This window comes from Veillonella parvula (assembly GCF_047241225.1).
GTDB lineage: Bacteria > Bacillota > Negativicutes > Veillonellales > Veillonellaceae > Veillonella > Veillonella parvula_O.
In genome coordinates, this window is sequence record NZ_JBKTIE010000001.1 from 655,096 (window position 1) to 679,064 (window position 23,969).

General features: G+C 38.4%; 23 protein-coding genes. All 23 read right to left on the bottom strand.

The window, feature by feature from the left end:
• Positions 1-68: 68 nt before the first annotated feature.
• The 23 genes from ade to nrdR all read right to left on the bottom strand — a co-directional run bounded on the left by ade (position 69) and on the right by nrdR (position 23,887).
• Positions 69-1,742, bottom strand: a complete 1,674-nt coding sequence (gene ade, locus ACLRYO_RS03090) for an adenine deaminase (protein WP_278457489.1) — start codon at positions 1,740-1,742, stop codon at positions 69-71.
• 13 nt (positions 1,743-1,755) lie between these two features.
• Positions 1,756-3,069 carry an NCS2 family permease gene (locus ACLRYO_RS03095; RefSeq protein ID WP_278457488.1) on the bottom strand — a complete coding sequence of 438 codons (1,314 nt, stop codon included), beginning with the start codon at positions 3,067-3,069 and terminating at the stop codon, positions 1,756-1,758.
• Between the two features lie 233 nt (positions 3,070-3,302).
• Positions 3,303-4,475 carry a phosphopentomutase gene (locus tag ACLRYO_RS03100; RefSeq protein WP_278457487.1) on the bottom strand — a complete coding sequence of 391 codons (1,173 nt, stop codon included), beginning with the start codon at positions 4,473-4,475 and terminating at the stop codon, positions 3,303-3,305.
• A gap of 130 nt (positions 4,476-4,605) precedes the next feature.
• Positions 4,606-5,139, bottom strand: coding sequence for an NUDIX hydrolase (locus tag ACLRYO_RS03105; protein WP_278457486.1), 534 nt, complete (start codon positions 5,137-5,139; stop codon positions 4,606-4,608).
• Between the two features lie 8 nt (positions 5,140-5,147).
• Entirely contained in the window at positions 5,148-6,773 is a 1,626-nt protein-coding gene (locus tag ACLRYO_RS03110; RefSeq protein ID WP_278457485.1) for a class I SAM-dependent methyltransferase, read from the bottom strand.
• 145 nt (positions 6,774-6,918) lie between these two features.
• The gene (dut, locus tag ACLRYO_RS03115; RefSeq protein WP_012864244.1) at positions 6,919-7,368 is read right to left on the bottom strand and encodes a dUTP diphosphatase; all 450 of its coding nucleotides are present in this window, start codon (positions 7,366-7,368) and stop codon (positions 6,919-6,921) included.
• Between the two features lie 10 nt (positions 7,369-7,378).
• Positions 7,379-9,448, bottom strand: coding sequence for a polyribonucleotide nucleotidyltransferase (locus ACLRYO_RS03120; RefSeq protein WP_278457480.1), 2,070 nt, complete (start codon positions 9,446-9,448; stop codon positions 7,379-7,381).
• A 111-nt stretch (positions 9,449-9,559) separates the two neighbouring features.
• On the bottom strand, positions 9,560-9,826 hold the full coding sequence (rpsO, locus tag ACLRYO_RS03125; protein ID WP_004692991.1) for a 30S ribosomal protein S15: 267 nt from the start codon (positions 9,824-9,826) through the stop codon (positions 9,560-9,562).
• 171 nt (positions 9,827-9,997) lie between these two features.
• Positions 9,998-10,795, bottom strand: coding sequence for an ABC transporter ATP-binding protein (locus ACLRYO_RS03130; RefSeq protein ID WP_004692990.1), 798 nt, complete (start codon positions 10,793-10,795; stop codon positions 9,998-10,000).
• A 10-nt stretch (positions 10,796-10,805) separates the two neighbouring features.
• Positions 10,806-11,678, bottom strand: coding sequence for an ABC transporter permease (locus ACLRYO_RS03135; RefSeq protein WP_004692989.1), 873 nt, complete (start codon positions 11,676-11,678; stop codon positions 10,806-10,808).
• An 11-nt stretch (positions 11,679-11,689) separates the two neighbouring features.
• Positions 11,690-12,670, bottom strand: coding sequence for an ABC transporter substrate-binding protein (locus ACLRYO_RS03140; RefSeq protein WP_004692988.1), 981 nt, complete (start codon positions 12,668-12,670; stop codon positions 11,690-11,692).
• 24 nt (positions 12,671-12,694) lie between these two features.
• Complete coding sequence (locus tag ACLRYO_RS03145; RefSeq protein ID WP_413084663.1) at positions 12,695-13,672, bottom strand: ABC transporter substrate-binding protein; 978 nt, start codon at positions 13,670-13,672, stop codon at positions 12,695-12,697.
• Between the two features lie 131 nt (positions 13,673-13,803).
• On the bottom strand, positions 13,804-14,181 hold the full coding sequence (locus tag ACLRYO_RS03150) for a hypothetical protein (RefSeq protein WP_004692986.1): 378 nt from the start codon (positions 14,179-14,181) through the stop codon (positions 13,804-13,806).
• A 50-nt stretch (positions 14,182-14,231) separates the two neighbouring features.
• Complete coding sequence (locus ACLRYO_RS03155; RefSeq protein ID WP_024061485.1) at positions 14,232-15,623, bottom strand: aminopeptidase; 1,392 nt, start codon at positions 15,621-15,623, stop codon at positions 14,232-14,234.
• 71 nt (positions 15,624-15,694) lie between these two features.
• A complete protein-coding gene (locus ACLRYO_RS03160; protein ID WP_008600743.1) occupies positions 15,695-16,678 on the bottom strand; it encodes a 3'-5' exonuclease in 984 nt (327 codons plus the stop codon).
• 4 nt (positions 16,679-16,682) lie between these two features.
• A complete protein-coding gene (locus tag ACLRYO_RS03165; RefSeq protein ID WP_008600741.1) occupies positions 16,683-17,723 on the bottom strand; it encodes a glycosyltransferase family 9 protein in 1,041 nt (346 codons plus the stop codon).
• Positions 17,723-18,742 (bottom strand): glycosyltransferase family 9 protein, encoded by a 1,020-nt coding sequence (locus tag ACLRYO_RS03170; protein ID WP_004697170.1) that lies wholly within the window; start codon positions 18,740-18,742, stop codon positions 17,723-17,725. Before ACLRYO_RS03170 ends, ACLRYO_RS03165 begins: the two co-directional genes overlap by 1 nt.
• 69 nt (positions 18,743-18,811) lie before the next feature.
• Positions 18,812-19,306, bottom strand: coding sequence for a D-glycero-alpha-D-manno-heptose-1,7-bisphosphate 7-phosphatase (locus tag ACLRYO_RS03175; protein ID WP_287502074.1), 495 nt, complete (start codon positions 19,304-19,306; stop codon positions 18,812-18,814).
• Positions 19,306-20,271, bottom strand: coding sequence for an ADP-glyceromanno-heptose 6-epimerase (gene rfaD, locus ACLRYO_RS03180; RefSeq protein ID WP_004697321.1), 966 nt, complete (start codon positions 20,269-20,271; stop codon positions 19,306-19,308). The genes ACLRYO_RS03175 and rfaD overlap by 1 nt, the downstream gene beginning before the upstream one ends.
• Entirely contained in the window at positions 20,268-21,746 is a 1,479-nt protein-coding gene (gene rfaE1 / locus ACLRYO_RS03185) for a D-glycero-beta-D-manno-heptose-7-phosphate kinase (protein ID WP_004697349.1), read from the bottom strand. The genes rfaD and rfaE1 overlap by 4 nt, the downstream gene beginning before the upstream one ends.
• A 93-nt stretch (positions 21,747-21,839) precedes the next feature.
• Positions 21,840-22,409, bottom strand: coding sequence for a D-sedoheptulose 7-phosphate isomerase (gmhA, locus tag ACLRYO_RS03190; protein ID WP_008600733.1), 570 nt, complete (start codon positions 22,407-22,409; stop codon positions 21,840-21,842).
• Positions 22,409-23,335 carry a dipeptidase gene (locus ACLRYO_RS03195; protein WP_105086549.1) on the bottom strand — a complete coding sequence of 309 codons (927 nt, stop codon included), beginning with the start codon at positions 23,333-23,335 and terminating at the stop codon, positions 22,409-22,411. The genes gmhA and ACLRYO_RS03195 overlap by 1 nt, the downstream gene beginning before the upstream one ends.
• Positions 23,336-23,395: 60 nt before the next feature.
• Positions 23,396-23,887: a transcriptional regulator NrdR gene (gene nrdR / locus ACLRYO_RS03200; RefSeq protein ID WP_004692976.1), complete on the bottom strand. Its 492-nt coding sequence runs from the start codon at positions 23,885-23,887 to the stop codon at positions 23,396-23,398.
• Between the last annotated feature and the right edge of the window lie 82 nt (positions 23,888-23,969).

The window sequence follows — 23,969 nt, forward strand, 5'->3', positions numbered from 1 at the left end:
ACTAGAATGTGGTAAAACCACATTCTGTTACAGCCCCTTTTTATATTAGCTTTTCATTAAACTTAACACTAGAACTCCATCACACCTGTAGTAGTAATTCTAATTTCTGGAATTACAGTTAATGCAAGGAAACTCAAATTAATAAAAGGATCTAGGCCTTTCGGCACGCCCATACCGTAAGCAATATCTTTCATCTTAGCCACTTTTGCATCTACTTCTTCGTGAGGTCGATTTGTGATTAAGCCCATTACTTCAAGAGCTAGTTCCTCTACTACTTTGCCTTCACTAGCAATGACATATCCGCCGCCAATTTCGCGAATACGCTCAATAGCAACCATCATATCTGCATCGTTGTCGCCAACAACAATCAGATTATGTGAATCATGTGCAAAGGATGACGCAATAGCACCATTTTTTAAATTGAAGCCTTTCAAAATACCGACACCATTTCTACCAGATGCTTTATACCGCTCGATACAAGTAATTTTATTGTACTCAGCATTAGGCTTGAACAGTCCATTTTCAACAGGAACCTCTTCAACAGTTTTTTGTGTAACTATTTGCCCAGGTACGATATTAATAATCGCTTGTGGACCTTCAATAGAAACATCTAATTTTTCCTTTGTGAAAGTACCTATATTAATCGTATGGAGTAATTCAGATGGTACAACCTTCTCTTCTCTCATAAGAACGCGTTCAATCAGCTTTCCTTTATAAAACACTTCGTGAATATCTACGCGTTGCTCATCATTGAGGATTACAAGATTAGCACTATAGCCGGGAGCAATAGCACCTAAATCTTTTAATCCGTAACATGCTGCCGGATGAGTGGAGGCCATTTTATAAGCTTGGATTGGTGTCAGTCCCAATTCAATCGAACGACGAATATTATAGCTAATATGGCCTTCTGAACGAATATCCTCAATATGCTTATCATCTGTACAGAAACCATAACGCTCCGTATTTCCTTGCTCTTCTACAAGCCCTTTCACAATGGAGTCTAGATTATGAGCCGCACTGCCCTCACGAATCCATACATAAATCCCATTTTTAACTTGCTCTTTTGCTTCTTCGTAGGAAATACATTCGTGATTTGTAGTAATGCCTGCCAAACGATAGCTTGCTAGTTGCTCTGGTGAAAGTCCAATAATATGTCCATCCATAATTGTATCTTTAAAGTAATCTAACTTTTTCATCATGTAAGGATCACTATTGATAACACTATAACAGTCCATGACTTCACCTAATCCTAAGATACGTAGATTAGCTTGTAGCTTATGTAACATATCGCCATCTAAAATAGCGCCATTATCTTCACCTGGTACAGCAGGCACACAGGATGGAGCCATAACATATACATCACCTTGAGCCGACGCAGTTTCATTGATCATGTACTCAACACCGGCAATACCCGCTACATTACCGGCTTCATGAGGGTCTACAATAAATCCTAACGTTCCCACTTGAGAGGCCTCAAATACGAGTTCTTTCGGATTCACCAAGGTGGATTCCAGATGGAGATGGCTGTCTATAAATCCGGGCACAATATATTTACCGCTGTAATCATATTCTATTTCACCTGTATATGTTCCTACACCTATAATCGTGTCATCATGAATCGCAATATCCGCTTTTACCCATTCATCGGTGAATACATTTAAAACAGATGCCCCCTTCAATACGACAGGAGCCTTATCCAACCCCTGTGCTTGTCGAGAAATTTTTGCATTAAATTGTATCATATAAGGATCCTCCTTACATATAGGTTTCTTTCAAAATGAAAATGAGCGCCAAGAAATACATGACACCGGAAACATCTCGATATTTCCTAGTCAAAACCTTAATCAATACATAACTGATGAGACCCCATTCGATCCCCACACCTATGGAGTAAGCAAATGGCATCATGATAATGGTTAAAAATGCCGGTAGTCCTTCCGAAATATCACCGAAATCGATGTCCTTAACGGATGCCATCATAAATAGACCTACCACGATGAGTACCGGCGCTGTAGCCGCCACAGGAATAACCATGAGTAACGGTGCCAGGAATAAAGATGCTATAAAGAGTCCCGCAATGGTTAAAGCAGTCAAGCCCGTGCGGCCGCCCTCTGCGATACCCGCTGCCGATTCAACAGCTACGATATGAGGAGATGTACCTAGTGCGCTACCAATGATAGTACCTAATGCAGATACTTTCATACAAGAGCTTTGTACGCCCAACTGTTTATCTTGAGGCACCTCAGCTTGATTTGTAAGACCAATCAATACGCCCACTACATTAAATAAATTAACGAACAAGAACGTAAAGGCCACAAATACCATATCTACAGATAAAAGTTCGCTCATATCATAATGAAACCAAATCGGTGCCAACGATGGTGGCATAGAAAATATCGTCGACGGCAACTTTGTAATCCCACAGAAGAACCCAACAACCGCAGCAATGATAACGGCTAGAAATATTCCTCCTTTTACATTGCGTCCCGTAAAAACGGCGATTAATATGATTCCCAAAATGGATATCAAGCTAGATGGTGCCTGTAAGTCCCCAATGCTCACAATAGTAGCAGGATTGCTGACGATAAGCCCAGCACTACTAAGACCAATGAGAGCGATAAACAAGCCGATACCCGCTGTTACAGCCAATTTAATTGTATGAGGTATGGCATTAAACAGATATTCTTTTAACGGTGTAACTGCGATTAGTAAAAATGCTAAACCTGCGATTAATTGAGTCGTTAACGCAAAGGCAAAGCTATGTCCCATTTGGACCACAATAGTGTAAGCAAAAAATGCATTGATACCCATACCGGATAAGCCGGCGAATGGCATATTGCTATACAAAGCTAGCAATAATGTCATAATGATAGCACTAACAGCCGTTGCCGTGAATACGGCGCCTACATCCATACCGGCAGCGCCAAGAATAGCAGGATTTACAGCTAATACATAAGAAACGCAAAGAAATGTAGTGGCTCCCGCAAATAACTCTCTCGATACGGATGAGCCTCGTTCTGATATTTTGAATACTTTGTCCCATACACTACCTTGAACTTGTTCTCTCATAATAATTCCTCCTCTCGTACTTACAATCATGGGCGTATTCTCCTATACTTATATATTTCCACATATAAGTAAGAATTTCCTGTTCTTTATTAAAATCTACTCTATAAAAAAATACCGCAGTATGTATTTAACTCAATTAAAGTAAATATATACTGCGGTATTTCGCATATGTAATCATTTATAAAATCAATAATGTAAATCTATTCAACTCTAAATAAATATAAATTCTAGATTTATCCCTTCAGGGAATCTAAAAATGAAGTCCCAATCCCCCATTGTTTCAATCCAAAGTTTTGCAATATGGTTTCCCCTATATCTGCAAAACTATGTCTATCTCCTAAAACTACTGAACAATTCATACTTGGACTATAAGCTAGCAAAGGCACCATTTCTCTCGTATGATCTGTACCTTTCCAAGTCGGATCATTCCCATGATCTGCGGTGATAAGAAGTAAATCATCATCCTTAAGCAAGTCCAACAAACCACCTAATTGGTAATCAAAGTCTTCAATAGCACGCTTATACCCTTCTACATTACGCCGATGACCGTACAGACTATCAAATTCAACAAGGTTGACCATCATGAACCCCCGTGCAAAGCTTTGGCCCAATAGATAAGGAACTACGTTCATACCATGCGCGTTAGACTTTGTCGGATATGATGCATCCCAGCCAACATGAGCATAAATATCGCCGATTTTGCCAACTGCCACTGTTGGAATATTTGCGTCTTGTAACTCTTGTTGCACCATTTTCTTTTCAGGCATGCGACTGTAATCATGACGATTTGAGGTACGTACAAAATGACCTGGTGTACCAATAAAAGGCCGAGCTATAATACGCCCCACATAATAATCACCGACACATACCTTATCGCGTGTAATTTGACACATGCGATACAAATCTTCTAAGGGAATGATATCCTCATGCGCAGCAATTTGAAAAACCGAATCCGCCGATGTATAAACGATTGGCTTACCAGTTCTTATATGTTCTTCTCCGAGGCGTTCAATAATTTCTGTTCCAGATGCTACCTCATTACCAAGAAATCCATAACCCGTTTCTTTTGTGAAAGCATCCATCAGTTCCTTCGGAAATCCATCATAAAATGTCGGAAATGGTACCGTTACAGGATTCCCCATCATCTCCCAATGTCCGCTTGTCGTATCTTTACCGGTACTCATTTCCGCCATACGACCATAAGCGCCAATTACAGGCTCATCAAACGCTGAAATATCGGCAATATTAGCTAAACCTAGAGATTTTAAATTTGGGCAGCGAATAGGTCCTGCTACAGCTTCGATATGTCCCAATGTATTCGAACCTTCATCGCCAAATTTAATCGCATCAGCTGCATATCCTACGCCGACACTGTCCATTACTAGTAGAATAATTCGATTATACATATGTACTCCTAAATCTATATGAGATTAGTTACTCATATAATGTAAAAATACTTTGTAACATATTACAGTTAAAATCATCAATATGAATTAATAAAATACATAATATATTGAGAGATAAAATTTCTAAAACTTACTTAAGATATGGCATAGCAAGCATAAGGGCCGCCAAAGATTTGCTATCCTTAATAGTCTCATTCTTGATAGCCTCCAATAGTTCTGACAATGTGTAGTATTCTAGCTCCACATATTCATCAGGATCCCAATTGGTTTCCCCCATGGTAAGATCCTTTGCAAGATATAAATGTAATACTTCATTGCAGAAACCAGGACTCGTAGCAATTGTCCCTAACGAAATCCATTGAGCTGCACGATAGCCGGTTTCCTCAGCAAGCTCCCGTTTAGCACAAACAATCGGTTCTTCATTTGGATCTAATTTTCCTGCTGGTACCTCCAATAGCGTCTGTTGCAAAGCATATCTAAATTGACGTTCCATAACAATCTTATTATCCCCTGTGACTGCCACAATCGCTGTAGCACCTGGATGATGCACAACCTCACGCCATGCATCCTTTCCGTTCACATCGGCTATATCATAGGTAACTTGAATCAACTTACCATTAAATTTCATTTCGCTGGATTTCTGAATTTCCTTACTAATTGCCATATATACCTCTAATCTTCTATTCTATGTAAAAACCCGAGCATTCTTATACGTTGTAAAATTTCCTCTAAATACACTTTATTAGGAACAATAAAATCAATATTATCCCGCGTATGACGCTGAACTGTAATATTGTCATCCATAATAGCAAGAATCTTTTCTCTTGTTGTAGGCTCCACCATTTGCTTTATTACAAAGAGAAATCCATTATCTATATCTTGTTGTACTTTATTGTACATGTCTCCTATACCAATATAGGAGCTGCCTTCTTTTTCTACTATAGTAGAAATAAAATCTATAAAACGTTGAGGTATATACACCTTATTATCTTCGAAAGCAACTCTTTCATATGGTTCGGCGTACATATCGAGATTATCTACAATAATCAAATATAGTAAACGAGAATAAACTCTGTCCATTTCGATAGTATAACCAGGCAACTTTCTATGTATATGATCTACTATATCCTGAATAGTAAATATATCACCCCGATCCATAACCTCTTTAATAGCAATATGAATACTATCCGTCATATTGGAAGGAATACCTGTATTAACAACGCTGCAATAATATAATTTTGATAATACATCTATACTAACTCGTTCATTACGAACAATTTTTTTAGTATGTTTATTTTTCGTTAACAGGGACATTCTAAACTGCGTATCATAAATGTAATCATAATATTGCTCTTTTGCAATATAATCATCATTTGCCAATTGAGCTATATTATCGTAAATATCCTCCGGTAACCAACTTATGAAAGATCGTGAAAGAAATACATCCCCTATATATGCACAACCTTGGTCATTGGCACGTTTTATAAATTCATGTACATATACAGGATCATTAAAAGGCTCTAAATATTCATGGGCCACATAATAATCGTTAGAGCTTAACACATTTTGGATATTATCAATTTTATAGCTCGCTTTTTGACTTATCCGATTATCCATCCCCATCGTATCAGCTACAAGTTTCAATATATTCTTCGTATATAAAGTCCGTTCCATCAACGGTAGCTCTAACTCTTTTTGCTCTGCATATTGCATGATTTCTCGATACTGCTCTAATCGTTTCCATCCAGGATAGGTATTATACGATACATAAGCTACACCGTTATCAGATAAATTCTTATTACAGATAGATAGAATTTTATCTTTTACCACATCTGGAACCCAGGACCAAATACCATGTACAATAATATAGTCAAAAATACCGAACGATTCATCAATATCCAGAATATCCTTCTCAATCAAATGTATATTGGTAAGTCCCATCGACGCAATCAGTTCATTTCCCATCTTAATCTGGGAAGACGATAAATCGATGCCCGTAAAAGATGCTTCAGGATAATATAAAGCTTGGGAAATAATATTTCCACCAAACGAACATCCGAGCTCAAGGACACGAGCCTTTTTTAAAGATACAGGATTTAATCCAAATAACAAAGCTCGCGCTGCTAATGTGTTCAATGAGGTCGCCCCAAAAGGTTGAGAAATATATACTACATCTTCATAACTCTTTTTAAGAACCTTATTCTCATCCAATACGTGCATGGTATTTTGTGTAGTCTCAATGTCATTCCCCGTAACTGATGTACCTACGTTCTTATTTTGTTTAGACTCCTGTTTCATAAAGCCTCCCGAATTTTCTACTAACTATAATAATTATTATATAGTATTATGTAAAAGAATTACAGCTAAAGTGATTATTTGACACACAAAAACCGCCCAACAAAGTTGAGCGGTTTTTACTATTTTATACAAAACCATATATTATTTACATAGTCCCGGTGCTTCCAATGCCACCAGTTCTTACACCTGTAGCATCATCATCGTTTGTAATAAGGTATTTAGAGAATATACCTTGAGCAACGCGTTCCCCTTTATCAAGGGTAACTATTTCTTTGCCAAAGTTTAGAAGGGCAATCATAATATGACCTTCATTGTCCTCATTATTGTAGTAATCACTATCGATAATACCTGTGCTATTCACAAGTGCCAGATGACGTTTAATAGCCATACTAGAACGAATATGAATGGCAAGGTATTCATCGTATGCCATGAAAGCTTTAATACCTGTCGGAACGAGCACTACTTGGCCTGGTTCTAATGTAACAGCTTCAGCACATTCAATATCATAACCTGCGCTTTCAGTTGTTTTACGTGTTGGTAAGTTGATATCTTGTTCTTCAAAAGCAGAAACTACTTCAAAGCCACGAATATCCATGTAACACCTCTTATTTTAAACAATCTTTACGGGACAAGTTTACACGGCCTTGTTTATCGATTTCGATAACTTTTACCATGATTTCATCCCCTACATTTACTACATCTTCTACATTTTCAATGCGTTCTTTCGCAAGTTTGGAAATATGTACAAGACCTTCCTTACCTGGTAATACTTCTACAAATGCGCCAAAAGCCATTAGACGAGTTACTTTACCAAGATATACTTCACCTACTTCAACCTCTTTAGTAAGGTTTGTAATAATTTCTTGAGCTTTCGCAGCCCCTTCTTGTTCTACAGAAGCGATAAATACTGTACCATCATCTTCAATGTCAATTTTAGCGCCTGTTTCTTCGATGATACTGCGGATTACTTTACCGCCAGAACCGATTACGTCACGGATCTTATCAGGATCAATTTTCATTGTAATAATACGTGGAGCGTATTGAGACATTTCTTGACGTGGTTCAGCAATTGTATCAAGCATGATACCCATGATATGCATGCGGCCTTTGTGAGCTTGTTCTAATGCTTCTTGAAGGATTTCACGGGATAATCCGGAAATCTTGATATCCATTTGAATTGCTGTTACGCCTTTAGCTGTACCAGCAACTTTAAAGTCCATATCTCCAAGAGCATCTTCCATGCCTTGAATGTCAGTTAAAATTGTATAATGTTCCCCTTGAGTTACAAGACCCATAGCAATACCTGCTACAGGAGCTTTAATAGGTACACCAGCATCCATCAAAGACAATGTAGAACCACATACGGAAGCCATGGAGCTAGAACCATTTGATTCCAATACTTCAGATACTAAACGCAACGCATATGGGAAGTCTGCCTCGCTCGGAATCACAGGCACCAACGCGCGTTCAGCCAATGCACCATGACCGATTTCACGACGCCCAGGGCCACGGGAAGAACGAGTCTCCCCTACGGAGAAAGATGGGAAATTATAATGATGAATATAACGTTTTTCAGTTTCAACACCAAGGCCATCGATGGTTTGTTTTTCGGATAAAGGCGCTACTGTTGTGACATTCAACACTTGAGTTTGACCACGTGTAAACAAGCCAGAGCCATGTGTACGTGGTAATACGCCTGTACGGCAAGAGATTGGACGAACTTCATCAAGTTGACGGCCATCTGGACGGATTTTTTCAACAGTAATCATATGACGCACGATTTCTTTTGTCATTGCATCAAATGCTTTATTTACATCAGCCAAGTTATCTGGGTAGATCTCTTCAAAGTGAGCTAATACATCTGCACGTACTTCATTTTCTTGTGCATCACGTTGTTGTTTATCTGCACAACGAACTGCAGCATCAAGTTTATCATGACCATAGGCACGAACTGCATCACTAATTTCAGCAGGAACATCTTTACATTCAAATACGCGTTTTTCCTTACCTACTTTTGCAGTCATATCTTCTTGGAATGCTACGATTTTTTTGATTTCTTCGTGAGCTGCCATGATAACTTCAAGAATGATATCTTCCGGTACTTCTTCAGCGCCACCTTCAACCATGAGGATAGCATCTTTAGTACCAGCTACAACGATATTAAGATCTGTTTCTTCTAATTGTGCTTTCGTTGGATTTACAACAAATTCACCATTGATACGTCCCATACGAACGCCTGCAATAGGACCATTCCAAGGAACATCAGAAATAGACAATGCCGCAGAAGCACCAATCATACCACAAATGGCTGGATCACAATCTTGGTCCACAGACATAACTGTTGCTACTACGTGTACTTCGTTACGTACACCTTTATTAAATAATGGACGAATAGGACGGTCAATCAAACGGCTATTCAAAATCGCAGACTCAGGTGGACGTGCTTCACGTTTAATGAACCCCCCTGGTAAACGACCAACAGCATACATTTTTTCTTCATAGTCTACTGTAAGTGGGAAGAAGTCAATATCCTTCGCCTCTTTAGAGCCTGTAGCAGTAACGAGTACACGAGTATCGCCATAACCAACCATTACGGCACCGCCAGCTTGTTTTGCAAGTTCCCCAGTCTCAATCGTAAGCGTACGACCAGCTAGGTCCATTTGGAATTGTTCCATTCCTATTCCTCCTAAAAATCTTCTTATATGTATACCTTCTAATTATATATCAATTAAAGCTAAATAGCCAATTCAAAATAAAAAAGCCGTCCTTTAGGACGGCTTTTTTTATTATTTACGAAGACCAAGGCGTTCGATAAGAGAACGATAACGTTCGATATCTTTACGACGAAGGTAGTCAAGCATGTTACGGCGTTGACCAACCAATTTCAACAAACCACGACGGGAATGATGGTCTTTTTTGTGCTCTTTCAAGTGCTCAGTTAAGTATTGAATGCGACTTGTTAAAATCGCAACTTGTACTTCTGGAGAACCAGTGTCACCTTCATGAGTAGCGTATTCTTTAATTACTGCTAATTTAGCTTCTGTAGTTAACATTAATGTTACCTCCTAAAATATAATAATCCCGATAAGCTTAAGTAACCGTTGGAGAATCGAATACTTCGCTTACGATATGTCTTACGACCTAATTTAGTATACAGTATCTGCCCTATCTTGTAAAGCAAAAATACAGTAATTGAACAAAAGATAGATTAGAACTTCCTTCTATTATTTAGCACCTAGCACCATGCGGTCGCTCAGTGCATTTTCACCAGCTACCTCAAACTTTTGAAGTAAGTCCGCAACAGTTAATTGTTTCTTTTCTTCTCCTTTTACATCATAGATAATTCGACCAGCGTCCATCATGATGAGGCGATTACCAAAGCGCAATGCATCACGCATATTATGAGTAATCATAAGAGTTGTTAGATTATGCTCTGCAACGAGTTTATCTGTTAGTTGCAATACATTTTCTGCAGTCTTAGGGTCAAGTGCCGCAGTATGCTCATCCAATAGCAAAAGCTCTGGACGAAGCATGGTAGCCATTAATAATGTAATAGATTGGCGTTGACCACCAGATAGTAGGCCCATACGAGCAGATAAACGTTCTTCAAGTCCTAAACCTAATAATGCAAGGCGTTCCTTAAAGAATGCTTGTTCGCTATCTTTGAAAGCCCATTTAAGACCTAAGCTTTTACCACGGCGCATAGCAAGAATCAAGTTTTCTTCAATTTGCATATTACCAGCAGTACCTACCATAGGATCTTGGAATACACGGCCAATGTATTTAGCACGCTTGTATTCTGGCATTTTTGTTACATCAATATCATTAATTGTAATGGAGCCTTCATCTACTGGGAATACACCGGCGATGGAGTTTAGTAAAGTACTTTTACCAGCACCATTGCCACCGATTACAGTACAGAAATCTCCTTCTTCTAGGCGAAGATTGATGCCTTGTAATGCAGTCTTTTCATTAATTGTGCCCTTAAAGAAGGTTTTTACCATATTTTTTACTTCTAACATAGTGTCCTCCTTAACGAGCCAACCATTTTGCTTTCAATGTAGGTAGGGAAAGCGCTATGGCAACAAGAATTGCAGTGAATAATTTCAAATCATTTGGTGGCATACCCATGTAGAGAACGGCAGCAATAACGATACGATATACTATAGAACCAAGTACTACAGCGATGAGACTGCGTACGAAGGATTTCGTACCAAATACTACTTCACCGATAATTACAGAAGCCAAACCAATAACGATGGTACCAATCCCCATGCCTACGTCAGCAAAGCCTTGGAATTGACCAATCAGAGCGCCAGACATACCAACAAATCCATTGGAAATCAAAAGTCCAAGAACAATCATATTATCAGTATTTACGCCTTGAGCGCGAATCATTTGAGGGTTAACACCTGTAGCACGTAAAGCAGTACCGATTTCAGTACCGAAGAACCAGAATAAGAGCAAGCATACTACTACAGCTACTAGAACGCCTACGATAGCAGCAGACCACATGTTAGGAGTATGGAAAAACCCACCAAGGATTGAATAAACTGTATCCATTCGAAGCAAAGATACATTAGCCTTGCCCATGATGTGAAGGTTCACAGAGTACAATGCAATCATTGTTAAAATACCAGCCAATAATGCAGGAATTTTTAATTTTGTATGAATCCAGCCTGTTACGGCACCGGCTATCATACCACCTACACCAGCAAGTAAAATAGAAAGGATTGGATTCATACCACTTGTAATTAAAATAGCGGAAATAGCCGCCCCCATTGGGAACGTACCTTCCACAGTTAAGTCAGCTACATCTAATACACGGAAGGTGATGAATACACCGACCGCTAACAAAGACCATAAAAGGCCTGTGGTTATGGTGCCTACCACTAAATCTAACATTAAATTCTCCTCTATTGTTTCATATCTTTACGAAGAGCTTCAGGTATCGTAATACCTAATTTTTTAGCACGTTCTTCGTTAACAGTTAACTTAATCTCTTTTTGTGTCTCAATAGCTAAGTCTGAAATTTTTGCTTCTCCTGCAAGAACTTTAGCAGCCATTAAACCTGTTTGATAACCCAATTGATAGTAATCAACAGAATAAGTTGCTACACCACCAGTCATTGTCATACCTTCATCGGCAGCAAATACTGGAATTTTAGCAGCATCTGTAATTTGTGCTAAGTTAGCCATAGCAGATGCCAAAACATTATCTGTTGGCGTATAGATAGCTTGTACATCTTGGTTCACAAGATTTGTAGCGGCTTGTTGGATATCATTTACATTGGAAACAGTTGCCTCTACAACAGTAATACCTTTTGTAGCAGCATAGGCTTTCATTTTTTCAACTTGTAATTGGGAGTTGATTTCAGAGGATGTATAAATGGCACCAATACGCTTTACATTCGGTACTAATGCTATGATAAGATCAACCTCTTTTTCAACAGGTGTCATATCAGATGTACCAGATACATTACCACCAGGGTGTTCGTTAGATTGAACGAGTTTAGCTGTCACGTAATCTGTAATAGCTGTACCCATGATTGGCATGTCATGAGAAGCATTTGCCATCGTCTGAGCCGCAGGCGTTGCAATAGCTAATACTAAATCTTTTTTATCAGATACGAAACGTTGTGCAATACTATTTAGATTAGATTGATCGGCCTGTGCATTTTGTTGGTCAATTTTAATGTTTTGACCATCCTTATATCCTTTAGCTGCTAAACCATCTACGAAACCTTTATTAGCAGCATCAAGAGATGGATGTTCTACTAATTGAATAACACCAATTTTCTTTTGGTCATTAGTTGCGGTATTGGAACCACAACCTGCTACCATTGCCATAACAGCAATGGCACTAAGTGCCACTGCAATACTTTTTTTCCAGTTCATGTATAACTCCTTACCAGATATGTATTAAATCATAGTCGCCTTGTTCATCAAATCCTCTGGTAAGGTGATGCCCAATTTTTCTAATTTATCTTTTCCCACAACTAATTTAAATTCTTTCTGCATTTCGATAGGCATATCTTCAACTTTAGCTTCACCAGTTAAAATTTTAGCTGCCATTAAGCCGGTTTGGTACCCGAGTTTGTAGTAATCTACAGACAAGGACATAACTGCCCCACCTTTTACGTGGTTATCTTCACCGCCAAACACAGGAATTTTTGCTGGATCGGTAATAGCTACAAGATTGCTCATCGCTGAAGCTACCACATTATCTGTTGGCACATAAACTGCATCCACACGTTGAGATACTAGATTTTGTGCCGCTTGTTGAATATCGTTTACATTGGAAACTGTAACTTCTTCAACTTTAATGCCTTTTGTAGCTGCATAAGCTTTCATCTTCTCCACTTGAATTTGAGAGTTTACCTCGCTAGAGCTATAAATAGTGCCAATTGTTTTCGCATTCGGCATTACTTGTAAAATCAAATCTACTTGTTGCTCTACTGGATTCATGTCGGATGTACCAGACACATTACCACCAGGCTTTTGATTAGATTTAACAAGTTTAGCTGCCTCGTAATCAGTAATAGCTGTACCTAAGATTGGAATATCATGAGTTGCATTCGCCATGGATTGAGCCACTGGCGTAGCAATTGCTAAAATCAAGTTTTTCCGATCGGATACGAAACGTTGTGCAATACTATTCAAATTAGATTGATCTGCTTGTGCATTTTGTTGATCAAAAGTAATCTTTTCTGCTAGACCTTTTTCTTTTAGCGCATCAACAAAACCTTTATTTGCCGCATCTAATGCAGGATGTTCTACCAGTTGTACAACACCAACTTTGTATTCACCATTCGATGTAGTTCCATTTGAGCCACAGCCTGTAAACGCCAACAATGCTGTCGCTGTGAGCGCCAAAGCAATACCTTTTTTCAAGTTCATGGGGATTTCCTTCCTATCTGCAAAGATTATAATACTTTTATTATAAACAAATTTATCTACTACATCAATGTAGCAGGTTAAAGTATTTTACATTTGTCCATTTATAGAACACATTAAGATACGAAATCCTTTTACTTTTCAAGAGACGCTAACATGTCTTCTGTTAAATCATTAGCTGCTAAAATATAGTCCTTAAGAGTCCCTTTATCGAGAGCTACCTTCATAACAGGCACTTCAAATGGGTCCAAGATGACGCACATTAGAATTTCACCCGTTACATAGTAACCAACCACTGCTTCCCCTTCTTCAGGATCTAAGGTTTCACGTTTTACAGTAACACAGTATGGTCTCATAACCTGCGCTGCTGCTTTTGCTACCTCTTCACGATTAGCAATATATTCTTCAACCTTCGTTTCAGGGATGTCAAAGATATCTACCTTTACAGTCTTGACCTCTGTAGCCTCTCCTTTGGCAGACTCTATAGCTGCGCCTAATTCTGTTTGCTTCATATATACCTCACATAGAATGGACTTTCACCATTAATGAAAGCCCCATTATCTTAGATTGATTCATCAGCTGCATTTAAGAACGCCACATAACATTGTTTAGCCTCGTAAATATCAGCCTTAGATGTAACCTCCCAAGGAGCATGCATGCTAAGTACGGCTACACCACAGTCGATGACATTCATACCATAAAGAGCCATGATGTACGCGATGGTGCCACCACCACCTAAATCAACCTTACCGAGCTCTGCTGTTTGGTATGTTACATTGTTAGATTCCATGACACGACGAATAAAGCCCATATACTCAGCATTAGCATCGTTAGAACCAGCTTTACCACGAGAGCCTGTAAATTTATTAAATACTACACCCATACCAAGGTAAGAAGCATTTTTCTTTTCATACGCCGATGCATAAAGTGGATCGTAGCCTGCACTTACATCGGAGGACAACATACGAGATTTCTCCAACGTACGACGTACACTTACAGAGTTAGGTTTACCCATAAGTGTTAAAATTTCAGCCACTGCATTTTCAAAGAAACGTGATTGCATACCTGTAGCACCTACAGAACCAATTTCCTCTTTATCTACAAGTAAACAACAAGTAGTACGCTTTACATTATCCACTTCAAGCATTGCTACCAAGGATGTGTAAGCGCACACACGGTCATCTTGGCCATACGCCATTACCATAGAACGATCAAAACCCATATCACGTGCTTTACCAGCTGGTACAATTTCTAGTTCTGCAGACAATAAGTCACGTTCAATAAATCCATACTCTTTTTCAAGAAGGCTATTAATAAATTTAGTAACCCCTTCTTTTTCTTCGTCTTTAACTGGACGGCTACCGATGAGTAAATCAAGAGCTTCCCCTTCAATTACTTTAGCTGCATTCTTTTGCATTTGTTCTTGTCCCAAATGAGGTAACAAGTCAGTTATGCAAAACACGGGATCTGTTTCTTTATCACCAATGTTGATATTAATGCGAGTGCCATCTGTTTTTACCACAACACCATGAATAGCAAGAGGCATAGCTACCCAATGATATTTTTTAATACCTCCATAGTAATGAGTATCCCAAAATACTAAATTACTATCTTCATATTGTGGATTTTGCTTTACATCGATGCGTGGAGAATCAATATGAGCACCTAAAATATTCATACCCAATTCAATATCATCAGTACCAATATTAAATAAAGCAATAGATTTATCCATATGTGTGTAATAAATCTTATCACCAGCTTTAATTGACGAATTGCTTTTAATAATGTCATTTAGATTTACATAGCCCTTTGCTTCTGCAAATTCTACAGCTTGCACAACGCATTCACGTTCTGTTTTACCATTATCTAAAAATTGACGATAGGTATCACTTAAAGCATATACCTTTTCTATAGTGGCATCATCATAATTATGCCATGCATATTTACGTTCCATAATCTATCCTTTCTAAAAGTTCATATCCTAATATATAGTACAATTCAGAAAATGAATTTGAATTTACATAACTATTTTTGGCGGACTTTTTCATGTTCTGCCTTACGATACTCTAAATATTTTCGCTCTTTTTCGCGATTGATTTCAGACTTCTGAGTATATAGAGAACGAATTTCGTCCGTACAATGAGTTAATACCTTAGTAACATAAAATTTACTACTGCCGGACTTAATCGTATACTTTCCAACTTTAAGTTGCACCGCAAAATCGCCATGTTTAGGACATACTCCAATGGCTAGGTGCTTATCCCCTTGTAATCGTTCAGGTCTTGTCATTTCTAAACGTGTTTGACAGTACGGACAGAAGGACATACGTACTCTTCTATCATGAACAATACGTTTTTTCTCAGAAAAATTTTCATACATAAAAAATGTGAGAATAGGAGGATATAGGAAAGGATTACTACTTTCCTTGCGAATTAGATCATAATGCAAAATTCCTTGTGCGATATCTAAAGACTGACAAATGTGAGCTGTAAAGACTGCATCATGCAAGGCATTATGAGCAGATAGATGCTCCGTTGATATATTAAGATTCTCCATAGCATGTGCCACAGAGTACTGCTGATTTGTTCCATAGCGTTGATAAGAATAAATCATTTGCGCATCTACCCATTGATCATAAGATAATGCTTTCATCTTATGAAGCATAAGATTTTCGCGTAGGATAAGAATATCGTCTGATCCCCAAGAAAGCAGCATATATTCATCACCACACCATTTTTGAAAGTACTGCATAGCCGTCTTGAATGGCACACCATGATTGAGCTCATGGGTGGTTATCCCTGTCAACTCACGCACATGTTTATGCATCCGTGTCAGATATTGAGGCTTGATGAACATCGTAAAATGATCTATAATGTCCATCTTTTCATTCAGTTTTACCGCCCCGATTTGAATGATTTCCCCTGTCAACGGCATTTTTGTGCGCTTCATAAAGCTAATATCATTGCTATAGGGTTGATTCCATTCTAAATCAAATACAATATAGTTCATATGTTTATTTCGATTCTAAAAGCAATGTTTCCGCTGCTTTAATAACCTGTTCTTCAGAAATTACAGATAATCCTTTATAATTTCCTTCTTTAATAATTTTCTTCATGCTTTTACCAATCTCATAAGAATCCATCGTTTCTAAAACGATAGCATGAGCTTGATAAGGTCCATAAAAGAATGGATTTGATGGACCATACAGTGCCACAATTGGCACACCTTGACTGATTCCTACATGCATTGGTCCAGAGTCATTAGTAATTAGTAGATTACAACGGCTCATAGCCGCTGCCAAAGGGCCTAACTGGAATTTTCCGGTAGCCACAATAGGCTTTGTTTCCATTTGTTCTACTACGGGCTGCACCATTTCAAGGTCCATAGGTCCGCCAAAGAAAACCGTCTTATAACCTAATCGACCAAAGTAATCTGCTACATGAGCAAATCGTTCAGCTGGCCAACGTTTCTCAGGAACGGCGCTACCGATATTAAAACCAATGAGTATATCAGTATCAGTTAATCCATGACCAGAATAAAACTCTCGAGCCTGACGACGCCATTCTTCACAGGTCTCAATATGTAAACCAGAGTTAGAAGTATCTGTTACACCTAATTGCTCTAGTACATTAATGTACATATCCGCAGCATGACGAGTTTTACGATCTAAGCGCGTATACTTTGTCATGAATGGTCTAAAGAGGAAATGACTCATACCAGTTGTAATAGTTGCATGAATTTTCCAGGCTAAATATGAAGTACGCTCATTAGGATGTAAATTAATGACAATGTCAGGTTTTCCCTTAGCATTGATTTCACGAGCCACTTCATTGAGACCTGAGATGCTATTATGGCGCCCTTTTTTATCTACAACAATAAGTTCATCAATATTTGGATTATATTCCATTACTTGTTGTAATTTTTCATCTATTACATACGTAATATGACTATGAGGAGCCGCTTTGCGAAGCACTTCTAAAAACGGAGTCGTTAATATAACATCGCCTAAATGCATTAAAAAGGTTACCACAATGCGCTTATAATCTAGTTCCATTATAGTTCCTTTCCAAGTACTTGTTCATACACTGACCATACCGCGTCTACAGGAATTTGTGCCATACAATCTGGATCATCTACTAGTGGTTGCTCAGGTGTAGCCTTAGAAGTAGGTGAAATAATGAGATGTACATGACTACCACCATAAGGACCTGTGCGCTTAGGTGATGTTGTACCAAACATGGCAATCAAAGGACGCTTCAAAGCATTTGCAATATGCAATGGTCCCGTATCGGCACTAATAAAAATCTGACAATGACGAATCAACTCAATGAGTTCAGGCATGGTTGTAGATCCAACTAAATTGATCAGATTCTTATGTTTTACATAATTTTCTATGAAAGCACCTTTATCTACATCATCAGGAGCACCGGCAATAACAACCTTCTTACCAGATTCACATAAACGAATACAAAGTTCTCCAAAATTTAGAAGTGGCCACTCCTTAACAATCCATCGTGCCCCTGGTACAACTACAATATATTCATCATCTACACCATGGCATTTCAACTTTTGTTTTATGGATTTCTCAGCCTCAACGTAAGCTGGCATCGGAAATTCAATCTCCTCCACCTCACCACCAAGTGCACGTACAGTATCAAGATACCGTTCGATAACATGGTCGTATTTATGCTCACCTACTAAGGCTTTATTAACAAGATTACTGCCCTCACGAAGCTCCCAGTAGCCATACTTTTCAGGGGCACCAGATAATAAGGAAACAATAGCACTTTTTGCGATGCATTGAAGGTCTAAGGTCATATCAAAATGACGACTATGTAGCTCCTTGCGCAATTGATATAAATACGTAGGCTTCTTTAGTTGTTTTTTGTCAATGATAATCACGTCATCAACCCATGGTGTACCAGGTAAGAGGCTAGCGAATTGCTCATGAATAGCCCATGTAATACGCGCATTAGGCCAATTCTTGCGCACAGCGTACAAGGTAGGCAATGCGTGAATTACATCACCTAAGGAACTCATCTTGATGATGAGTATATTCTTGTAATCTTTCATATAGCCTCCCCAATACAAAACAACAACCCTAAATATATTCTTCAAAAATAGACTAAATGGAATAAATGATTAAATTATTGTTTTAATGAAATCCAATAGATTAGAACCTTTAAATAGGTACCCCTTAATGCCAGCAGCCTCAGCTGCATCAACATCACGATGACTGTCACCGATAAGAAAACTATCTGATATATTTACATCATAATCCTTAATAGCTTGCTTAATCATGCCAGGTTTAGGCTTTCTACATTCACATTCTACTGCATAGAGAGGAACAATACCTTCTTTATGATGTGGACAGTAATAGAAATGTAAAATCGGTGCTCCACTGCGATCTAGTTCATGAGCCATATAGTCATGTAAAATCTGAACATCAGATTCTTTATAATAACCACGAGCTACACCACTCTGATTTGTCACTACAATGAGATCATAGCCCTTACTATGAGCATAAGCAAGGGCCTCTTTTGCACCATCTACCCACTCTAAATCGCTGATTTTATATAGATAACTAACATCCTTGTTAATAACACCATCGCGATCTAAAAATAATACCTTGCGCATTAGCGTAAATATCCTTCGTTATTATCTAATAGTTCACAATATTCTTTAACGGCATCTTCCATTTTATGGAACCCTTTATCATAGCCAGCAGCTAACAATTTAGTAGTATCAGCCTCTGTAAAGCTTTGGTATTTACCCTTTAACACCTCTGGGAATGGCACATATTCAATTTTGCCTTGACCATTGTAGTCGATAACAGCTTGCATGAATTGGTTAAAGCTATGAGCATTACCTGTACCACAGTTAAAAGTACCAGAGATTTCAGGATGCTCCCAGAAATAGAAGTTTACATTAACTACGTCTTTTACATAAATAAAATCACGTGTTTGACCACCATCTTCGTAACCATCTGTACCTTCAAAGAGGTTAATAATACCTGTTTCTTTATTTTTGTAGAACATTTGACGTACTAAAGAAGCCATTTTATCTTTATGAGCTTCATTAGGACCATATACGTTAAAGTAACGCAGCCCCACAACTTGTGCAGTATATTCACCTTCATATTTACGTACATAACGGTCGAATAACAATTTAGAATACGCATATGGGTTAAGTGCTTCTTCAGCTTCCGGTTTTTCTACGAAACCATGTGTACCATTACCATAGGTAGATGCAGAGGAGGCATAGATGAATGGAATACGACGATCTTGGCAATAATGGAATAGATTTTTAGAACCTTCATAGTTGTTCTTCATCATGTATTTGCCATTATATTCCATTGTGTCTGCACAAGCACCTTCATGGAATACGACTTCAATAGGGCCAACGTCGAATGTACCATCAGCAATAGCACAATCAAAATCATCACAATCGATGTAATCTAGAAATTCTAAATTTTGAATATTGCGAATCTTACGACCATCTGTAAGATCATCTACGATGAGAATATCTGTACGACCACGATCATTCAGTGCTTTCACAATATTACTGCCAATAAAACCAGCACCACCTGTTACGATAATCATAATTTGCCCTCCTTAGCCATAGTGGCTATTTTCCCTACAATATCTGATGTAGAGTAACCTTCTTTAAATGAAAGAACCTCTACATTGTCAACGGACTCGCGTCCAATAATATCTTCTATTTTGTAATCTCCGCCCTTAACAAGAGTATTGGGACGTAAGTACGCTAGTAATTCAGCCGGTGTATCCTCTTCAAATAGTACTACACCGTCAATACATTGCAACGCACTCAACAAGGCCGCTCTATCCGCTTCACTTACGATGGGCCGTGTTTCTCCTTTTAAACGTCGAACAGATGCATCAGAATTTAATCCAATGATTAAATGATCACCTAGCTGCGCAGCTTCTTGTAAATACGTGATATGTCCACGGTGAAGAATGTCAAAACAACCATTTGTAAACACTACAGTTTCACCTTTGCTTTGCCATTGTGAAACGAGTTCTTTCATCTCTTCCTTCGTATATAATGGCTTAGATTGAATACTATGTTTATAGGAATGCCATAAGTCTAATAACTCAGAACGATGTATTGGATACGTACCAACCTTAGATACTACGATACCCGCTGCACCATTGGCGATATGTAAGGCTAAACGCATCGATAAACCACTTGCAAGACAGGTCATCATCATGGATACAACGGTATCTCCTGCACCACTCACATCAAACACCTCTTGTTGAGTAGCAGGATTATGCCATGTACGGCCATCCTTTGCAATAACCGTAATACCCTTAGCAGATCGAGTGGCCACAATATAGTCTAAATCTACATCAGCAAGTACAGACTTAGCAGCCTCTACAATAGTAGCATCATCATTTTCTAACGTACGGCCTACACATTCACCAAGTTCTTTCACATTCGGTGTAATACATGTAGCACCATTGTATTTAGACCAGTCTGCCCCCTTAGGATCTACGATAGTTTGCACACCATATTCCTTAGCCAAACCAAAGATTGTCTTCAACAAGGTAGGTGTACAAACGCCTTTACCATAGTCAGATACGACAATACCATCAATCCCCGCTTTACATAGATTTTCCAACCAAACAGACAATTGTTGCTCTTCTTGATTGGTTAAATTTGTAATTGTTTCAAAATCAAGGCGCATCATCTGTTGACGATCACCCAATATGCGCATCTTAGTAATAGTAGAGCGGTCATCACTAGTGATTAAACCAGTCGTATCGATTTTATCAGTATCAAGTAAATTTTTTAATAAATGGCCATGGTCGTCATTACCTGCTAGTGCACCAAGATATACTTTACAGTCTAAATTAGACAGATTAGATGCAACATTACCAGCTCCACCAAGGACCTCTTTCATCTTGGACACGCGGTTTACAGGAACCGGTGCTTCTGGAGAAATACGACTTACATCACCAAAAACATAACGGTCTACCATTACATCGCCTACAACGGCAATCTTCAAGTTTGGCAGTTGCTTTGTTAAAAACTGACTAATGGTAGTATTTATCATAATCCACCTATTCCTTATCAAAATTACATATGTTCCTAATTTAAATAAATTTTTAATTGAAACAATGTGTATCTATGAGTAAAAACCTATCGGTTAATAATCTTCTTCAATAATTTCGCACATAATGTGGCCAGCTAAGATATGCATTTCTTGAATGCGTGCTGTCACATTACTAGGAATAGCCAGCGTAATATCACATAGTTCGGCCAATTTGCCACCGCCTTCCCCAGTGAAAGCAATGGTATGCATACCGATAGAACGGGCCATTTCTGCAGCTTTTACAACATTCTTGGAGTTACCAGATGTAGAAATACCGATGAGAACATCACCTGTACGGCCTAAGCCCTCTACTTGACGTGCAAAAACAGATTCAAAATCATAGTCATTCGCAATAGCTGTTAATGCAGATGTATCAGTAGTTAATGCAATGCCTGCAAGAGAGCGCCGTTCCTTTTTAAAGCGACAAATCAATTCAGCTGCTAAATGTTGAGAGTCCGCCGCAGAGCCACCATTACCACAGAACAAAATTTTATTACCATTTTCTAAAGCCGCTTTACAGCGATATCCGATTTCTTGAATGGTATCCATATGTTCCATCGTTTTACCAAACACTTCAAGATGCTCTGTAAAACGATCAGCAATGATTGGATTTAAATCAGTCATTATAAAATCTCCTTTAATAGTCTATCTGCATTTTTCCAGAATAACTTTTCACATTGTTCCACAGATAAACCTGCCTCTTTAAAAGCATCATAAAGACGACTCATTTGAGACATATCTGCAATCTCTGTGTCGGGTGGAATCCCATCGAAATCAGTTCCTAATGCCACTACATCTTCACCGCCCTTGTCGATGAGATATAGACCATGTTTAACAATATCTTCAATGCGACTAATTAGCGATGTGCCGAGAAAATTCTGTGCAAAATTAAGTCCTATAATACCTCCCTTATTAGCGATAAGTCTAATAAGATTATCTGGCAAATTTCGCGTATGAGCCCGAACTTCACGCGCATTTGAATGAGATGCTATAAAAGGAACCTCTAGAATATCCCCTAATTGCTCTGTACCAGCATCGTTAAGATGAGAGCAATCAACAATTATCCCTAACTCTTGCATAGCTTCTACAAATTCAACACCTTTAGATGTCAATTTTTTATGTTGCTCACCACAATGTGGCTCGCCAAGTCCATTTGGATAGTTCCATGTTAGCGTTATAAGTCTGACTCCATCTTGGTAAGCTTGTTTAAGTTTATTTAAATCGCCACCTAGTACGCCACCTTCCTCAATAGACATAAGTGCCCCAATCTTACCAGTCTTGTATACAGACTCTACATCTTGATAAGAGAGCACATGTTGTATGTGCTCTCCATAGTGATGAATTTGTGATACACACAAATTACGCATCTCTTCATAGCGACCATAAGGGTCATTCGTCTCACCCATATTAATAAAGAGCGCAAAGTCTTGTATCTTGCTGTGAGCCTTTTGTAATTTTTCTATATCAATTTTCCAAGTATTACGAAATAAATCACCACTATCAGGATGATCTAGCAATTGCATCATCGTATCACAATGTAAATCTATCATAAAGCCTCACACATCGTTAATTTCAAAACTATGTATAACCAATCAGTAATACAAAATCAATTATTCTTCTACGACAGGTTTGCGTTTCGGCTTTTTAGCGTCTAACTTCTTCAGAGCCTTTAACTCTTCCATAAAGCTATCAATATTATCAAACTTACGATATACACTGGCAAAACGAACATATGCAACTTGATCTATATCTTTAAGTTGTTGTAACACGAGCTCACCAATTCGATCAGTTGTAACCTCTTGGTTAATTTCATTTCGAATGTCACGCTCTACATCATTAACTACTTGCTCCATCACGGACATAGGAACTGTACGCTTATCACAAGAGCGCAATAACCCATTTAGTAGCTTACCGCGGTCAAATAATTCACGTCGTCCATTTTTCTTCAATACCATTAGTGGTACTTCTTCTATAATTTCATAGGTAGTAAAGCGACGGCCACAATTGATACATTCACGGCGACGGCGAATACTATTACCTTCATCAGTCGTTCTAGAGTCTGTTACCTTCGTGTCTGTGTGTTGGCAATAAGGACATCTCATCTGTTACTACTCCTTTTCTACTAATCATTCTAAAATAACGCATAATACGCCCATTTTCTCTATATTATATAGTACCATGAAA

Excerpts from the sequence above, each read along its gene's own strand:
- gmhA (WP_008600733.1), bottom strand. The coding sequence starts at position 22,409 with ATGACTGATTTAAATCCAATCATTGCTGATCGTTTTACAGAGCATCTT.
- ACLRYO_RS03095 (WP_278457488.1), bottom strand. The coding sequence starts at position 3,069 with ATGAGAGAACAAGTTCAAGGTAGTGTATGGGACAAAGTATTCAAAATA.
- ACLRYO_RS03105 (WP_278457486.1), bottom strand. The coding sequence starts at position 5,139 with ATGGCAATTAGTAAGGAAATTCAGAAATCCAGCGAAATGAAATTTAAT.
- ACLRYO_RS03150 (WP_004692986.1), bottom strand. The coding sequence starts at position 14,181 with ATGAAGCAAACAGAATTAGGCGCAGCTATAGAGTCTGCCAAAGGAGAG.
- ade (WP_278457489.1), bottom strand. The coding sequence starts at position 1,742 with ATGATACAATTTAATGCAAAAATTTCTCGACAAGCACAGGGGTTGGAT.
- ACLRYO_RS03140 (WP_004692988.1), bottom strand. The coding sequence starts at position 12,670 with ATGAACTGGAAAAAAAGTATTGCAGTGGCACTTAGTGCCATTGCTGTT.
- ACLRYO_RS03110 (WP_278457485.1), bottom strand. The coding sequence starts at position 6,773 with ATGAAACAGGAGTCTAAACAAAATAAGAACGTAGGTACATCAGTTACG.
- dut (WP_012864244.1), bottom strand. The coding sequence starts at position 7,368 with ATGGATATTCGTGGCTTTGAAGTAGTTTCTGCTTTTGAAGAACAAGAT.
- rpsO (WP_004692991.1), bottom strand. The coding sequence starts at position 9,826 with ATGTTAACTACAGAAGCTAAATTAGCAGTAATTAAAGAATACGCTACT.
- ACLRYO_RS03100 (WP_278457487.1), bottom strand. The coding sequence starts at position 4,475 with ATGTATAATCGAATTATTCTACTAGTAATGGACAGTGTCGGCGTAGGA.
- rfaE1 (WP_004697349.1), bottom strand. The coding sequence starts at position 21,746 with ATGATAAATACTACCATTAGTCAGTTTTTAACAAAGCAACTGCCAAAC.
- ACLRYO_RS03165 (WP_008600741.1), bottom strand. The coding sequence starts at position 17,723 with ATGGAACTAGATTATAAGCGCATTGTGGTAACCTTTTTAATGCATTTA.
- rfaD (WP_004697321.1), bottom strand. The coding sequence starts at position 20,271 with ATGATTATCGTAACAGGTGGTGCTGGTTTTATTGGCAGTAATATTGTG.
- ACLRYO_RS03145 (WP_413084663.1), bottom strand. The coding sequence starts at position 13,672 with ATGAACTTGAAAAAAGGTATTGCTTTGGCGCTCACAGCGACAGCATTG.
- ACLRYO_RS03135 (WP_004692989.1), bottom strand. The coding sequence starts at position 11,678 with ATGTTAGATTTAGTGGTAGGCACCATAACCACAGGCCTTTTATGGTCT.
- ACLRYO_RS03175 (WP_287502074.1), bottom strand. The coding sequence starts at position 19,306 with ATGCGCAAGGTATTATTTTTAGATCGCGATGGTGTTATTAACAAGGAT.
- ACLRYO_RS03155 (WP_024061485.1), bottom strand. The coding sequence starts at position 15,623 with ATGGAACGTAAATATGCATGGCATAATTATGATGATGCCACTATAGAA.
- ACLRYO_RS03130 (WP_004692990.1), bottom strand. The coding sequence starts at position 10,795 with ATGTTAGAAGTAAAAAATATGGTAAAAACCTTCTTTAAGGGCACAATT.
- ACLRYO_RS03160 (WP_008600743.1), bottom strand. The coding sequence starts at position 16,678 with ATGAACTATATTGTATTTGATTTAGAATGGAATCAACCCTATAGCAAT.
- ACLRYO_RS03120 (WP_278457480.1), bottom strand. The coding sequence starts at position 9,448 with ATGGAACAATTCCAAATGGACCTAGCTGGTCGTACGCTTACGATTGAG.
- nrdR (WP_004692976.1), bottom strand. The coding sequence starts at position 23,887 with ATGAGATGTCCTTATTGCCAACACACAGACACGAAGGTAACAGACTCT.
- ACLRYO_RS03195 (WP_105086549.1), bottom strand. The coding sequence starts at position 23,335 with ATGATAGATTTACATTGTGATACGATGATGCAATTGCTAGATCATCCT.
- ACLRYO_RS03170 (WP_004697170.1), bottom strand. The coding sequence starts at position 18,742 with ATGAAAGATTACAAGAATATACTCATCATCAAGATGAGTTCCTTAGGT.